At 34.8% G+C, this 16,062-nt stretch carries 12 protein-coding genes and 1 tRNA gene; 8 read left to right on the top strand and 5 right to left on the bottom strand.

Annotated features, from left to right (window positions below; genetic code table 11):
* Window positions 1-88 precede the first annotated feature (88 nt).
* From glyA to CLV55_RS11725, 3 genes are all read left to right on the top strand, one after another.
* A complete protein-coding gene (glyA, locus tag CLV55_RS11735) occupies window positions 89-1,363 on the top strand; it encodes a serine hydroxymethyltransferase (protein WP_112113995.1) in 1,275 nt (424 codons plus the stop codon).
* A 277-nt stretch (window positions 1,364-1,640) separates the two neighbouring features.
* Window positions 1,641-3,146, top strand: coding sequence for an aldehyde dehydrogenase family protein (locus CLV55_RS11730; RefSeq protein WP_112113994.1), 1,506 nt, complete (start codon window positions 1,641-1,643; stop codon window positions 3,144-3,146).
* A gap of 78 nt (window positions 3,147-3,224) precedes the next feature.
* Window positions 3,225-3,608, top strand: coding sequence for a DUF779 domain-containing protein (locus tag CLV55_RS11725; protein ID WP_112113993.1), 384 nt, complete (start codon window positions 3,225-3,227; stop codon window positions 3,606-3,608).
* A gap of 11 nt (window positions 3,609-3,619) precedes the next feature.
* On the opposite strand, the gene CLV55_RS11720 is transcribed toward CLV55_RS11725, so the two are convergent.
* Complete coding sequence (locus CLV55_RS11720) at window positions 3,620-4,543, bottom strand: AraC family transcriptional regulator (RefSeq protein WP_112113992.1); 924 nt, start codon at window positions 4,541-4,543, stop codon at window positions 3,620-3,622.
* Window positions 4,544-4,679: 136 nt separating this feature from the next.
* Between CLV55_RS11720 and CLV55_RS11715 the strand changes: the two genes are divergently transcribed.
* Window positions 4,680-6,953 (top strand): TonB-dependent receptor, encoded by a 2,274-nt coding sequence (locus tag CLV55_RS11715; RefSeq protein ID WP_112113991.1) that lies wholly within the window; start codon window positions 4,680-4,682, stop codon window positions 6,951-6,953.
* On the opposite strand, the gene CLV55_RS11710 is transcribed toward CLV55_RS11715, so the two are convergent.
* The 4 genes from CLV55_RS11710 to CLV55_RS11695 all read right to left on the bottom strand — a co-directional run bounded on the left by CLV55_RS11710 (window position 6,946) and on the right by CLV55_RS11695 (window position 13,295).
* Entirely contained in the window at window positions 6,946-7,419 is a 474-nt protein-coding gene (locus CLV55_RS11710) for a GNAT family N-acetyltransferase (RefSeq protein ID WP_112113990.1), read from the bottom strand. The two genes, CLV55_RS11715 and CLV55_RS11710, sit on opposite strands and share 8 nt — an antisense overlap.
* Before the next feature lie 12 nt (window positions 7,420-7,431).
* Window positions 7,432-7,809: a VOC family protein gene (locus CLV55_RS11705; protein ID WP_112113989.1), complete on the bottom strand. Its 378-nt coding sequence runs from the start codon at window positions 7,807-7,809 to the stop codon at window positions 7,432-7,434.
* Window positions 7,810-7,879: 70 nt separating this feature from the next.
* Entirely contained in the window at window positions 7,880-11,578 is a 3,699-nt protein-coding gene (gene purL / locus CLV55_RS11700) for a phosphoribosylformylglycinamidine synthase (protein WP_112113988.1), read from the bottom strand.
* A 121-nt stretch (window positions 11,579-11,699) separates the two neighbouring features.
* Window positions 11,700-13,295, bottom strand: coding sequence for a hypothetical protein (locus CLV55_RS11695; protein ID WP_112113987.1), 1,596 nt, complete (start codon window positions 13,293-13,295; stop codon window positions 11,700-11,702).
* A 156-nt stretch (window positions 13,296-13,451) separates the two neighbouring features.
* On the opposite strand from CLV55_RS11695, the gene CLV55_RS11690 reads away from it, so the two are divergent.
* The 4 genes from CLV55_RS11690 to CLV55_RS11675 all read left to right on the top strand — a co-directional run bounded on the left by CLV55_RS11690 (window position 13,452) and on the right by CLV55_RS11675 (window position 15,839).
* Entirely contained in the window at window positions 13,452-13,874 is a 423-nt protein-coding gene (locus tag CLV55_RS11690) for a hotdog fold thioesterase (RefSeq protein WP_112113986.1), read from the top strand.
* A 4-nt stretch (window positions 13,875-13,878) separates the two neighbouring features.
* Window positions 13,879-14,931 carry a chorismate-binding protein gene (locus tag CLV55_RS11685; protein ID WP_112113985.1) on the top strand — a complete coding sequence of 351 codons (1,053 nt, stop codon included), beginning with the start codon at window positions 13,879-13,881 and terminating at the stop codon, window positions 14,929-14,931.
* 30 nt (window positions 14,932-14,961) lie between these two features.
* Window positions 14,962-15,678 (top strand): bacillithiol biosynthesis deacetylase BshB1, encoded by a 717-nt coding sequence (gene bshB1 / locus CLV55_RS11680; protein WP_112113984.1) that lies wholly within the window; start codon window positions 14,962-14,964, stop codon window positions 15,676-15,678.
* 85 nt (window positions 15,679-15,763) lie between these two features.
* Window positions 15,764-15,839, top strand: a tRNA-His gene (locus CLV55_RS11675).
* Window positions 15,840-16,062: the final 223 nt, after the last annotated feature.

Genomic DNA, 16,062 nt, shown 5'->3' with positions numbered 1-16,062 from the left:
GAAAAATTTGTAATCAAATATATCATTTAGAATTTATTTCACAAACATAATTCGTATTTTTGAAAAGTTATTTAAAAATTACCAAAAAATGCAACGAGACGAACAAATTTTTGATTTAATATTAGACGAACAAGATAGACAAATTCATGGAATCGAATTGATTGCTTCCGAAAATTTTGTCAGCGACCAAGTAATGGAAGCCGCAGGGTCTTGTCTAACAAATAAATATGCAGAAGGCTATCCAGGAAAACGTTATTATGGCGGTTGTGAGGTTGTTGATGTTGTAGAACAAATTGCAATAGACCGCGCCAAGGCATTATTTGGTGCTGAATATGTAAATGTACAACCCCACTCAGGTTCGCAAGCCAATACAGCAGTTTTTGCAGCGTGTTTAAAACCAGGGGATAAAATTTTAGGATTTGATTTATCTCACGGTGGACACTTAACACATGGTTCACCCGTTAATTTTTCAGGAAAACTCTATCAAACGTGTTTCTATGGTGTGGAAGCAGAAACAGGACAATTTGATTATGATAAAATTCAAGACATCGCCACAAAAGAACAGCCTAAATTAATTATAGCAGGAGCTTCGGCGTATTGTCGCGATATGGATTTTAAACGATTTAGAGCTATTGCCGATAGTGTCGGAGCCTTATTGCTTGCGGACATTTCACATCCCGCTGGACTTATTGCAAAAGGACTTATGAATGACCCTATTCCTCATTGTCATATTGTTACCACAACAACACATAAAACCCTTAGAGGCCCTAGAGGAGGTATGATTATGATGGGCAAAGATTTTGAAAACCCTTGGGGATTGACTACTCCAAAAGGAGAACCAAGAATGATGTCTCATATTTTAGATATGTCGGTATTCCCAGGAAATCAAGGAGGCCCACTAATGCATATTATCGCAGCTAAAGCGGTAGCCTTTGGAGAATGTCTCACGGATGAATTCTTTCGTTATGCTATGCAAGTTCAAAAAAATGCTAAAGCTATGGCAGCAGCTTTTAATAAAAGAGGGTATAACTTAATATCAGGAGGCACAGACAACCACATGATGTTGATTGATTTAAGAAACAAAAACATAACGGGTAAAGAAGCTGAAAATGCTTTGGTGAGAGCTGAAATTACAGTCAATAAAAATATGGTTCCTTTTGACAATAAATCGCCTTTTATTACTTCTGGGATTCGAGTGGGTACTCCAGCTATCACAACGAGAGGTTTGGTTGAAGAAGACATGGAAACAGTAGTTGAATTTATTGACCGAGTTTTAATGAACCATACGGATGATGCAGTTATCCAACAAGTGGCTGATGAAGTAAATGAAATGATGAGTGAACGAGCTATTTTTGTGTTTTAAATTACTATAAATATTGATACTAGAAACGTTTCAATTTTTTGAAGCGTTTTTTTTGTTTAAACAATTAAACTACTCCGAATAAAAATAATCTTTCATTAATAAAAAAATAGACTCTAGATATTATATATATGATTAATATAAAGGTGTTATTTTTTATATTATTAATTTTTACTGGATATTTTTATGATATTATAAATTTGTGCTATTAATTGAAAGGTTTGTGCTATTTTAATATTTCACATACAAGTATTTTTGAATAAATCAAAAAACAAACTTTATGGATCATTTAATATTACGACCACAATTAAAAGAAAAGTATGATAATTTTATTAATGGAAAATGGACACCCCCTACTACAGGACAATATTTTGAGGTGTTGTCTCCCGTTGATGGAAAATTAATGTCAAAAGCGGCCCATTCGGCAAAAATGGATATTGAAAATGCTGTAAATGCAGCTGAAGAGGCATTTAAAACGTGGAGTCAAACTTCAGCAACGGAGCGGAGCATTTTATTAAATAAAATAGCTGATAGAGTTGAAGCAAATCTTGATTTTATTGCTGCAGTAGAAACCTTAGATAATGGTAAAGCCATTCGCGAAACGATGGCTGCCGATATTCCCCTAGCCATCGATCATTTTCGTTATTTTGCAAGTGTGATTCGTGCCGAAGAAGGTTCGATTAATGAGTTAGATAAAGATACTGTTTCAATCATTGTACACGAACCTATTGGCGTTATTGCTCAAATCATTCCTTGGAACTTTCCAATTTTGATGGCAGTATGGAAGTTAGCACCAGCTTTGGCAGCGGGAAATTGTGTGGTACTAAAGCCAGCAGAAAGTACACCAATATCGATTATGGTTTTGATGGAAATAATAGAAGATTTACTTCCTGCAGGAGTAGTCAATGTAGTCAATGGTTTTGGTGCTGAATTAGGAAGAACTTTAGTCACAAATCCCAAAGTCGCAAAAGCTGCTTTTACAGGATCTACTGCAACGGGAAGAATGGTAATGCAATATGCAACAGAAAATATCATTCCAGTCACTCTAGAATTAGGAGGTAAATCACCAAATATATTCTTCCCTTCTGTTATGGATGCTGATGATGAATTTTTTGATAAAGCTTTAGAAGGGGTGGCTTTATTTGCATTAAATCAAGGTGAAGTATGTACTTGTCCATCACGATTATTAGTTCACGAATCTATATACGATAAATTTATGGAGCGTGCTTTAGCGCGAATCAAAGCGATTAAAACAGGAAATCCTTTTGATCCTTCAGTAATGATGGGAGCTCAAGCTTCCCAAATTCAAAAAGATAAAATCTTATCGTATATTAAGCTAGGAAAAGAAGAAGGAGCTGAATTACTTTGTGGAGGTGATGTGAACCATTTGGGAGGTACATTAGAAGGCGGTTATTATATCCAGCCAACCGTGTTTAAAGGGCATAATAAGATGAGAATTTTTCAAGAAGAAATTTTCGGACCCGTATTGGCTGTAACCACTTTTAAAACTACTGAAGAAGCTATTGCTATTGCTAATGACACAATGTATGGTTTGGGTGCTGGCGTATGGACACGTGATGCGCACGAATTGTATCAAGTACCTAGAGCTATTAAAGCAGGAAGAGTGTGGGTAAATCAATATCATGCCTATCCTGCAGGAGCTCCATTTGGAGGGTACAAACAATCAGGTATCGGTAGAGAAAATCACAAAATGATGTTGGACCATTACCGTCAAACTAAAAACATGTTGATTTCATACAACAAAAATAAATTAGGATTCTTTTAGAAATTAAGAATGTATGAATCGAACCGCAAATTCACAAATTGCTATTTTGATGAGTTTGCGGTTTTTAATTGAATTAAAATGGAAGCAACAAAGCGACTGGATGCTACTGAACAAGCTTTAATGTTGATTACCGAGCTCTCTATGAAGCATGGTGCGTTAATGTTTTATCAAGCTGGAGGATGTTGTGAGGGAACACAACCCCAATGTTTTGAAAAAAGCAGTTTTTATTTACGAACGGGTGATGTATGCATCGGAACGATATACGAATTTGAGTTTTGGCTCGATAAAGATTTGTTTGATTATTGGAAACATATGCATTTTACCCTTGATGTAACCGAAGGTATTGGAGCAGGGGGCTTTTCGTTAGAAACTCCTCTAGGAAAAACGTTTATCATAAAGTATCGTTTGTTTTCAGAACTTGAGCTTCAAAATTTGGAAGCTGTTAGAATAAATGAAATATAGTATTCAAGGGCTTAATTTCCGTAATTCATCAATTGGTATTGCTTAGGCGTTACTCCTTCGTATTTTTTAAACAAACGAATAAAGTAATTGCAATCCTCAAATCCTGATGCATAAGAAACTTCATTAACTTGGAGATGTGGATTACTAAGGAGTTTTTTGGCATATTTTATTTTCTCATTTAAAATGTATTCAATGGGACTCATGCCTAATTCTCTTTTAAAATAACGATAAAAAGAAGTGGTACTCATACAGGCTTTATCGCTCAAATCTTTTAAGCTAATAGTACCTTGAATGTTTTTTTTAATGTATTCAATTGCAGGTGTGATGGGACTGCTAATATCAATATATTTTTCGTTCTCAAATCGTTTGGTTGTCTGTGTTTGAATAATTCGAATGATAAGTTCTTGTAATGTTAAATCGGCAATAGCATCTTTAGTAAGTGAATTGCCCATACATTCTTTAATTAATTTATTGATGGTTCCTGCCAATTCGACATTATTGTAAAAAAAATAATTCTCATGGTCTAAACGCCAGGGATTGTCTAAACCTATTTTTGGATATTTTTCATTCAAAAAATCTAAAGTGTCGTTAATAATTTTATTGTCTATAGCCAAAGCAATACATTGGGTAGGATTTTCTTTGGAAGCTTCAGGAAAATCAATTTTCATTTCTACATTGGAAGGAACAATTACCGTTTCACCAGGTAAATATTCGAATTGAGGCTCGTCAAACAAGTGCATGATTTTTTTTCCGCGCAACATGCTAGTTACAACCAAATCATTAAACTTTAAAGGAACTAAATCCGATTTTTCATAAGTCTCGAAAATGTTCAATTCGCAATGATTTAAAGAAAATATAGTCCGATTTTCAACCAATGTTTTCAACGACTTTTCTTCGGTTAAAGCGGGTTTTTGAAGTAATGTTTTTAAAGACATAAAGTAAATTAAAATACTAAAATAGTAATTAATATCTAATAAGAACCCTTCTCTCTAATTTAATGTGTAAAATTATTATAGTTTTAAATTTTATAGGAAAAAAATCATATTTTTGAATGTTTATTTGAATACCTATATGAAAGTTTTTTTTTTAAGTTTTTTTCTATTTGGCATCCTCTTTTCTTCCTTTGCGCAGCACAATCATATTCATGCAAAAGTGATTGATGAAAAAAACAAATTGCCAATAGAGGGAATTTCTGTAACTCTAATTCCATTAAATAAGACTACCGTGACCGATGAAAATGGTAGCTTTACATTTAATGAAACCAAGGAACAAATTACTTCAATTGTTTTTTCAGGTTTCGGATATGAACCATTAACAATTACAGCGACAGATTTTAAATTAGGTGTGACTGTTTCCCTAAAACAAAAACCATTGACCACTCTAGAAGAAGTGATCGTCAATTCTGGGGCAAGTGTCAAACAACAAAACCAAATCAGTAAATTAGATATTAAAATGCGAGGCGTAAACAATTCGCAAGAAGTATTACGTATTGTTCCAGGATTATTTATAGGACAACACCAAGGAGGAGGGAAGGCTGAACAAATTTTTATAAGAGGATTTGACTGTGATCATGGAACTGATATAAGTTTGAATGTTGATGGAATGCCTATTAATATGGTGTCACATGCTCACGGACAAGGTTATGCAGATGCCCATTTCATTATTCCAGAAACCATAGAAAATGTCGATTTTAAAAAGGGTACTTACAACGCAGAAAAAGGAAATTTTAACACGGCTGGTTATGTCGATTTTAAAACAGCCAATTCTATTGATAGAAATATGATTAAACTAGAGGGAGGTATGTTTAATACGGGTCGTCTTGTAGGTATTTTTAATTTGTTAAATGACAAACAAAAAGCCAAACAACAATCGTGGTACATAGCTTCCGAATACCATTATTCAGATGGTTATTTCGACAATTCTCAACATTTTAATCGCTTTAATTTATTCACGAAATATCATGGTAAAGTTTCTGAAAGCAGTTTTTTACAAATTACGGCTTCCACCTTGCAAAGCAAATGGAACGCTTCTGGACAAATTCCGGATAGGGCTGTAGATCAAGGATTGATTGGGTTTTATGGTGCACTAGACCCAACCGAAGGTGGTGTTACGTCACGTTCTAATTTCAATGCACAATTACGCACCACATTAAAAAACCATGATTTCATAAAAAATCAACTATACTACACGAATTACGCCTTTGATTTACATACAAATTTCACATTTTATTTGAATGACCCAATCAATGGCGATCAAATTCGGCAGCGAGAAAACAGAAATTTGTTAGGATACAATGGAAGTTATAATCATGTGAGTTATGTTGGTAAAACTAAAATCACAACCGATGCAGGAATAAATGTAAGATATGATAAAACAAATAATTCCGAATTATCCAATACCATCAATCGTTTTACTATCATAAACCCAATAAAACTAGGAGATATCTCTGAATTAAATACGGCCATATATATTAGTGAAACCATTAAGTTTAATGAAAAATGGAACATCAATGCAGGGGTACGTTTTGACCAATTTTATAACGAATATAACAACAAATTAGCTACAGACCCAACGCTAAACGGAATAGGAATATATAAAGCTAAGGCAAATAATGTCAGCCCAAAATTTAGTGTTTATTATCATATAAATTCTAAAACACAGTTTTATTTGGCTTCAGGTAGAGGTTTTCATTCCAATGACACGCGTGCCGTGGTGGTTACCAACGGAAAAGAAATTTTACCTCCTGCTTATGGTGTAGATTTTGGAACTATTTTCAAACCAACTAAAAATTTGTTAATCCATTTAGCGACATGGTATATAGGGCTAAAACAAGAATTTGTATACAGCGGCGATGGGGGCATTGTTGAAATTACAGGTAAAACCAAACGCATTGGTTTAGATGGTTCTATTCGTTTCGAACCGATAAAATCATTATATCTTGATGTAGATATTAACTATGCACATGGCAGATACTCAGATGAGGAAAAAGGACAAGATTACATTCCGCTAGCTCCTATTTGGAGTTCAACAGGGGGTATTATGTATAAAAATAAAAATGGATTGAACGGAGGTTTACGCTACCGTTATTTATCAGATAGGCCAGCTATAGAAGATTACTCATTGACTGCTAAAGGCTATTTTGTTAGTGATGCTGTTTTGAATTTTACCAAACCACGCTACGAAATTGGCTTAAAAACAAGCAATCTCTTTAATGTTAAATGGAAAGAGACCCAATTCGCAACAGAAACACGATTGCAAAATGAATCGCAACCCATCACTGAAATTTGTTTCACCCCTGGAACTAAATTTTCAGCGTTATTGAGTATGAGTTATTTTTTTAAATAACCGTTACTTTTTTTTGCATAGTAAAATTAGTAAAAAGAACGCCTTTATATTCCTTTTTTTGTTCCGATAGCAAATTGTAGCGCATCTTTTTAAAGAAAGGTACAGCCGTAAGACTTACTTCTGCTGTAAGTGTTAATAAGTGAAGTTCTAACGCTTTACTTTCAAGAGCACGGTGTAAAAGTTTTGCAATTCCATTTCGTTGTACGTGTGGTGCAGTATATAACATATCTATAATGCCATTATGTTCCAAAGAACCAAAACCAACTACTTCGTCTTCTTTAAAAGCTATTAATGTATATTGTTTGACAATCAATTGCTGCCATTTAGTGTTATCTTGAACACTAGAGGTCCATATTTTAATTTGTTGAATGTCATAATCTGAAAAGCAAGAAGTGGTTATGGATTTTACAAAAACGTCCTGCATTTTAGAAATATCATTAATCGTAGCTTTTCGAATGCTATACATCGTTCTGAAAAATCAATCAATGGGTTCCCACAATTGTACTTTATTTCCTTCAGCATCTAAAATGTGAAGAAATTTCCCATAGTCGTAGCTTGTGATTTTATCCAAAATAGTCACGCCTTCTTGTTGCAATTGTGAATACAAATGTTCCAAATTTTCCACACGATAATTAATCATAAATGCTTGGTCTTCTTTCCCAAAATATTGAGTGGTTTCTGGAAATGGCGTCCATTGTGTTTGTGCTTTATGTTCTGAAGCATTTGTTTCATACCATTCAAAGGTTGCGCCATAAGGGTTTGTTTCAAGACCTAAATGTTTGGCGTACCATTCAGTAGTTGCTTTCGGGTCTTTACATTTAAAGAATATTCCTCCAATACCAGTTACTTTTTTCATGTTTTTTGAGAATAAATGATTTAACAAATTTCGATAAAATCATACAAAGATAAGTTTAAAAAGAAAATTTCTAGTAATCAGGAGTAAACTGATTTTCAAGCCATAATCGAGCATTGACAAATGCCTCAAGCCATGGCGTCACACTATCTTTTTTCTTCGCCGGATAATAAGCCCAATTCCATGGAAAAATGGAACGCTCGATATGGGGCATCATAACCAAATGTCTTCCCGAGCTATCACAAAGCATTGCGGTATTATAATCTGAACCATTTGGATTGATGGGATAAGAATCATGAGTGTATTTTGCAACAATAGGGTATAGCTTTTCGTCATAAGGTAAACTAAATTTACCTTCACCATGTGATATCCAAACTCCAAGTGTGGTTCCAGCTAAGGTGTGTAACATGACCGAATGATTTTCCTGAATGGTTACCGATGTAAAATTACTTTCATGTTTATGAGAGTCGTTATGAATCATTTTTCCGTGAATGTCATGTTCGGGATGAATCAATTCTAGTTCCATAAACAACTGACAACCGTTGCATATTCCTAGAGAAAGGGTATCTTTTCGCTCGAAGAAATTTTTTAGTGCTGTATTGGCTTTTGCGTTGTATTTGAAAGCTCCAGCCCAACCTTTGGCCGAACCTAATACATCGGAATTTGAAAATCCACCGACTGCTCCAATAAATTGGATGTCTTCTAACGTTTCCCTTCCCGTGATTAAATCAGTCATGTGAACATCTTTTACGTCAAATCCTGCCAAATACATTGCATGTGCCATTTCTCGCTCTGAATTGCTCCCTTTTTCACGAATAATTGCTGCTTTTGGACGTGGTTTGGTATTGTCAATAAGGGGTAATAATCCCGTAAAATGATTTGGAAAAGTATACGCTAAAGGAAATTTTCCCAAATTATCAAAACGTTCTTGTGCTTTGTTATTTTTGGTTTGCTTTTGGTCAAGTCTATATGAGGTTTCAAACCATAGGCTTCTATAAGTTTCAATAGCGAAATTCCAAGAATCAATGGTTAAAAAAGGTGTGTCTTGAACCGTACCAATTTTAAAAAATTCTATGTTTTCGAATGCTTTTTCAAACACGATATCGTCTTTTGCTTGAAGTACAATTCCAATATTTTCTGAAAATAAGATTTTAACTAAGTCGTTCTCGGCAAACGATTCAAAAGAAATTTGGGCTCCCAATTCCACATCAGCAAAACACATTTCAAATAAAGTTGTAATGAGTCCGCCACTTCCAATATCATGACCTGCAACAATTTGACGGTCTTTAATTAATTCTTGTATTGTATTAAATACGGATGTAAAAAAAGTTGCATTCTTAATGGTCGGTGTTTCAGAACCAATTTTATTTTGTGTTTGCGCAAATGAACTCCCTCCCAATTTAAAATCGTCTTGCGACAGGTTGATGTAATAAATAGAACCCGAATTTCTTTGTAACACAGGTTCTACAACTTTGGTAATATTTGAACAATTACCAACGGCCGAAATAATTACCGTACCAGGCGCAATAACGTCTTCGTTTTGATATTTTTGCTTCATTGACAGCGAATCTTTTCCTGTAGGAATATTAATTCCAAGTTCGATAGCAAAATCTGAACACGCTTGAACCGCTTCATATAAACGGGCATCTTCTCCTTCATTTTTACAAGCCCACATCCAATTAGCCGACAAGGAAACACTTTTTAACCCCTCTTTTAATGGTGCAAAAACAATATTAGTAAGTGCTTCTGCAATGGCATTTTTACTTCCTGCTTTAGCATCGATGAGTCCTGATATTGGAGCATGACCGATAGCAGTGGCAATTCCTTCTTTTCCCTTGTAATCCAATGCCATCACGCCAACATTATTCAAAGGAAGTTGTAAAGGTCCTACGCATTGTTGTTTGGCTACTTTTCCTCCTACACAGCGATCGACTTTGTTGGTTAACCAATCTTTACAAGCTACAGCTTCAAGTTTAAAAAGTTCTTTTATATAATGAGGGATGCTATCCTGAGAATATTCAACGGAGGCATAGGTTCTACCGATTGTGGTGTCGGTCAAAATAGTTTTTGGAGCACTTCCGAAAAGATCTTCCAAATCAAAATCCATAGGTTTTTCTCCTGAGGTTTGACTTTCAATTGTAAATCTATGATTTCCTGTAACGGTTCCTACTTCATACATCGGCGCTCGTTCTCTGTCGGCAATACGTTGTAACAACGCAACTGCTTCAGCTCCAATAACCAAACCCATGCGTTCCTGACTTTCATTTCCAATGATTTCTTTTGCTGAAAGCGTAGGATCTCCAATCGGTAATTTATCTAAATCAATCAACCCTCCTGGAACTTCAACCAATTCTGATAAACAATTCAAATGACCACCAGCACCATGATCGTGAATGGAAATAATAGGATTTTCATCACTTTCTACCAATGCACGAATAGCATTTGCAGCTCGTTTTTGCATTTCAGGATTGGAACGTTGAATGGCATTCAATTCGATTCCTGAACCCAAAGTACCTGTATCAGCTGAAGAAACCGCTGCGCCACCCATGCCTATTCTATAATTTTCACCACCTAATAGTACAATTTTGTCGCCTGGTTTTGGTTCTTCTTTTTGAGCTTGACTCATTTTTCCATAGCCAATACCCCCAGCTTGCATGATGACTTTGTCATAACCTAGTTTTCTGTTGTCAAAAGTGGTGTCCTGTTCTTGATGTTCGAAGGTCAAAATCGAGCCCGTAATTAAAGGTTGTCCAAATTTATTACCAAAATCAGAGGCACCATTTGAAGCTTTGATAAGAATATCCATTGGGGTTTGATACAACCAATTTCGTTCAGGCATCCCCTGTATTTCATAGGAACAATTATTTGTTAATCTCGAATAGGAGGTCATGTAAACGGCTGTTCCGGCTAGAGGTATCGAACCTTTTCCACCGGCTAATCGGTCTCTGATCTCACCCCCAGAACCCGTTGCCGCGCCATTAAAAGGCTCTACAGTAGTCGGAAAATTATGAGTCTCAGCTTTTAATGAAATTACTGATTCAAATGATTTTTTTTCATAATAATCGGGCTGATCAACGCGTTTAGGAGCAAATTGTTCCACAATTGGTCCTTGAACAAAAGCAACGTTATCCTTGTAGGCAGAGACAATTGAATTGGGGTTTGCAGCCGCGGTTTTCTTGATCAACTTAAATAAAGAAGACTCTTTTTCGACTCCGTCAATGATAAAAGTACCATTGAAAATTTTATGTCGACAATGTTCTGAATTGACTTGCGAGAAACCAAAAAGTTCAGAATCGGTGAGTTTTCGTTTTAATTTTTTGGTGAGATGCTCCAAATATTGAATTTCATCATCACTCAAAGAAAGACCTTCTTGAAGGTTGTAGGAAGCTATATCTTCAATCTCTCGAATAGGTTCAGGCTGGATCTGAATCGTAAAAATATCTTGATGTAATCCAGAATATTTTTGCGAAAGCATCGGGTCAAAATCAGAAAAATCACTTCGAATTTTTTGAAAGGATTCGATTCTCAAAATTCCATCTATTCCCATATTTTGCGTAATTTCAACAGCATTGGTACTCCAAGGGGTTATCATGGTGGCACGAGGCCCAATAAAAAAACCTGGAAGTTCTGTTTTGCAGCGTGGAGAAGAATCCTCATTAATCAATGAGGTATTGAACAGCCAATTTAATTTTGAGATTGTTTCTGTAGTGAATGCTTCTTTCGTTTGTACAGCAAATACAATAGCGGTTTCGTCTCCGAAAAAGTAAATCATGGTGTTGTTGTGTTGTCGCTTAGGATAAGATAAAACTTATCATTTGTAGCGTGTTGTTGTTGCTACAAATGTAACTTAAAAAAAAGAAGCAACCAAATGATGTTTTTTTTCAGATTAAAAATCAGGGAACAAATTGATAAGCACCAAGAGCTATAGTTCCTGTTCTCGGATTCCCTAAGATATCATTAAAATTACTAAAATTTGCATCGTTTGTTAAGGTACTATTCCACGCTTCGCTCAACCAAAGTTTATTAGAAGCAACATTTTTAAATTTAGGATTATAAGGATTTAAACTGGTTGCAGCGGTACTTCCTGGAAAATCAGTTGTGTTATTTGGTAAATAGAGGCTATTATTTGTAGTGTTGTTAAATTTAATTAAACAATGATTAAAATTATAATTAAATGTAACCCCTTGATCGGTTTTTTTGTCTAGATATAATTCGTTTTGATTACTACCATAAATAATACAATTATTGAAATTTGCGCCATCTAGATTACTAACATATCGAGTAGTATCTGTATCAATATAATTATTCAATAAAACCGCTACTTGTTTAGCATTATTCCAATTGTTATTAAAAGTACAGTGAGTGAAATTATAGGTGCCTCCAAAAGTACAAGCTAAATCGGCTTGGCCACAATAATTTATTACGAGATTGGTTCCCGATAGGGTTGATTTTCGAGCTAGAATTCCTGCATACGAACAATTATAAATTTGAGAATTAGTGATACTCAGATTGGGTTTATTCATATCAGAGAATAAAGCTAAGTTTTGTATTAAAATTCCAACCGTTGCATTTTTTATTGTAAGGTGGTTGATGAGATTATCCGATTTTATAGAATATGACAGAATTGCTCCCCATTGTCCGGGTACGTCTGAAAAATTAGGTTCTAATCGATCACCTTCAAAAATTACTTCATTTGTTAAATTTTCTGGATTATGATCTGTTGGAGCTAATCCGTTTACTTTTAGCGTCCCATTTTTAGCAATAATTAATCCAGAATTGTCGTGAAAATGAATCCGAGCACCTGCATCAACATTCAGGGTTTCATTATCAGGAACAAAAGCATAGCCATAGACAACATAAGGTTTGTCGTTTTTCCAATGATATTCGTCTCCGTTATTGGGATGCGAATGCTGTAACGTATGTCCCACCGAGATTACTTGTTGATTGGTATCGTCTAAACCTAAGTTGATTTGCTCATACGAATAGGTGTTGGGTGCTGTTTCAGTTCGATTAGGTCTAATAAAATAGGCATCTTGAATTAGGGTAACCAATTCTACGGTTTGTGGTCCACCGCTTACATTAGAAAATTGAATTTGATCAGTATATAAAAAGTCAGTAGGATTGGCACTAGCCACGTCACTAGTCACTTCAATAAAAATGAATAAACTGTCTTTGGCTAGAAGTTCAACATTACTAAAAATCTTACCTTGTGCTCCCGCATCTCCAGTCATTCCATCGACCATAATTCTATATTTCGAATTCAATCCTTTTCCCAACTGAATTTTCGGTATAGAGATGTCTTTGTTAGTACGATTATATACTTTTAGTCTATAAGTACTAGAAGCTATGTTTGTAAAAACAGTATCCAAATACACAGTGTCTTTAGAAAATTCTAATCCCCCTGTACTGGGTTCAAAAGCAAAATCGTTTCTACAAGAAGTAAGGGAAACACATAGTCCGATGAAAAGAACGAAGAGTAAATTGCGCATAGTTTTGATTCTATTGTTGGGTAAAAGTAGGAATTAATTCGGTAATACAAAAATCTTTACTGTTTGTAAATAACGTAAATAAATCTGATTTATTTTTTAATAAATTAAACTCTAATAACGTTTATCCAAAATGATTAATTTTGTAAAAAAAAGAATATGAGTGTTGAAAGAGAAAAAATGATTCAACTTTGCAATGATTGGAGTAAAAACACCTTAATGGAAACGCTTCAAATTGAATTTGTTGATGCAGGTGATGATTTCTTAATAGCGACCATGCCTGTCAATTCTAGAGTACACCAACCCATGGGATTATTGCATGGGGGAGCTTCAGTGGCTCTTGCGGAAAGTGTGGGGAGTGCTGCTTCCTTGATGTTTATAAATCCAGAAAAACAAGAAGTTCGAGGTATAGAAATTTCTGCCAATCATGTTAAAAGTAAGAAAGAAGGAATGGTGAAAGCGACGGCAAAAATTCTTCATAAAGGAGCGAGTATACATTTGTGGGAAATTAGAATTGTAGATGAACACGAAAAGTTAGTTTCGTTGTGTAAGTTGACTAATATGGTTCTACCAAGAAGATAAGACGATGCTGTTTTTAAAAGTTAAAGAACATTTTGATTTAAAATTACCGTTTGTAGTTTATTGTAAGCCTAATTCAAATCGATTAATAGCATTTCTTCAAAGAAATGATAGCCTTTTTGAGTTAGAAAGTACTCAATCTGGTTTTGCATTTGTTTCTTTTGATAATAAAAAAAGGTTTTGTTTACCCGAGTCACATTGTGATATTATTTTTGAAAAAGCGCCCACTACTTCATACATATTTGGTGCTACTCAAAGCATTTCGATAAATCCTGAAATTCAAAGCGCGCATCAAGATTTAGTAGCTTTAGGAATTCAAGAAATTGAAAAAGGGACATTAAAGAAAGTTGTGCTTTCCCGAAGCGAATCAATAGAAGTGCCTCAGTTTGATTTTGAATTATCATTTTTGAAGTTGATACAATATTATAAATCGTCTTTTAAATATCTTTTCTATCATCCTAAAATAGGTTTTTGGATGGGAGCCACACCCGAACAATTTTTGAAGATTACTAACAAAACGATTCAAACCGTAGCACTCGCAGGAACTGTACTTAATACATCATCTTCTCCTATTCAATGGACAGCAAAAGAAATTGAAGAACAACAAATTGTTACTGATTTTATTGTTAATCGTTTATCTAAATTTTCGCATCAAATTGAGATTTCAGAACCTTATAATTATGAAGCTGGATCGCTCACTCATATAAAAACAGATATTAAAGCCACGCTCGACACATTAGATCATATTGATTCCATTTTAGAGGAAATGCATCCTACGCCTGCTGTTTGTGGTTTTCCAAAAGATGAAGCAAAAACGTTTATTTTAAATAACGAAGGGTATGATCGCGAATTTTATGCTGGTTTTTTAGGGGAATGGAATAAAGATTTTCTTTCTTACAAAGAAGGAATGTCAGATTTATTTGTGAATCTAAGATGTATGAAATGGGAAGAAAATACAGCAAAAATATTTGTTGGAGGAGGTGTAAATAAAGGAAGTAATCCCCAAAAAGAGTTTACAGAAACAGTAAACAAGTCTCAAATAATGAGAAAAGTACTTTAAAAAATGTAATTTTGTAAAAAATAGATCAAAATGAAATTAGATATTTTAGCTTTCGGAGCACATCCTGATGATGTTGAATTGGGATGCAGTGGAACTTTGGCAAAAGAAGTTAGCCTTGGAAAGAAAGTAGGAATTGTAGATTTAACTCGAGGGGAACTAGGAACTCGTGGTACGGTTGAAATTCGAAATGCTGAATCAGCTAAAGCAGCACATGTAATAGGTGTGACAGTGAGAGAAAATCTGGACATGCGTGATGGTTTTTTTGTGAACGACGAATCGCACCAATTGAAAGTAATTCAAGTTTTGAGAAAATATCGCCCTGAGATTGTGATTTGTAATGCTGTAAAAGATAGACATATTGATCATGGAAAAGGAAGTAACCTTGTTTCTGATGCTTGTTTTTTATCGGGTCTTCGCCAAATAAAAACAGAAGACGGTGGCATTGCTCAAGTAGCATGGCGACCTAAGGTTGTGTACCATTACATGCAATGGATGAATACTGAGCCTGATTTTGTTGTCGATATTACTGGCTTTATTGATGTTAAAATGGATTCTATTTTAGCCTATAGTTCTCAGTTTTATGATCCTAACAGCAAAGAACCAGAATCACCAATAAGTACAAAAAACTTTTTGAATAGTGTATCGTTTAGAGCACAAGATTTAGGTAGAATTGTGGGATGCGAATATGGAGAGGGGTTTACCGTTGAAAGATATTTGGCAGTCAATAGCTTAGGAAATTTAAAATAAATTTCTATAATTTTCTTTGCAAAAGTTAAGTTTTACACTATATTTGCACTCGCAAAAGCTATCTAGCTTGTTAAAGCCAATAAATGGTGATTGTAGCTCAGTTGGTTAGAGCGTCGGATTGTGGTTCCGAAGGTCGGGGGTTCGAGACCCCTCATTCACCCTTAACATTAAAAAGCTTCGAGGAAACTCGGAGCTTTTTTTATTTGTTTTTTAAGGATAAGAGATGGTTTGGTACCAAAAAAACAAACCCCCAACTAATTTGTTAGGGGTTTTGTGAATGAAAACAAAATTATCTTTTTAATGAGAAATGCGCTTTAAATTGTTTAATAGCATTGGCTTCGGAGTAGTCTACAGAGAACCAGTAATCTGTTGAGAACATAGGGT

Origin of the sequence: Flavobacterium aciduliphilum (genome assembly GCF_003268855.1) — a bacterium.
Classification (GTDB): Bacteria; Bacteroidota; Bacteroidia; order Flavobacteriales; family Flavobacteriaceae; genus Flavobacterium; species Flavobacterium aciduliphilum.
The sequence above is the reverse complement of the archived record's forward strand: the minus strand, read 5'-3'. Positions and strand labels throughout refer to the sequence as shown.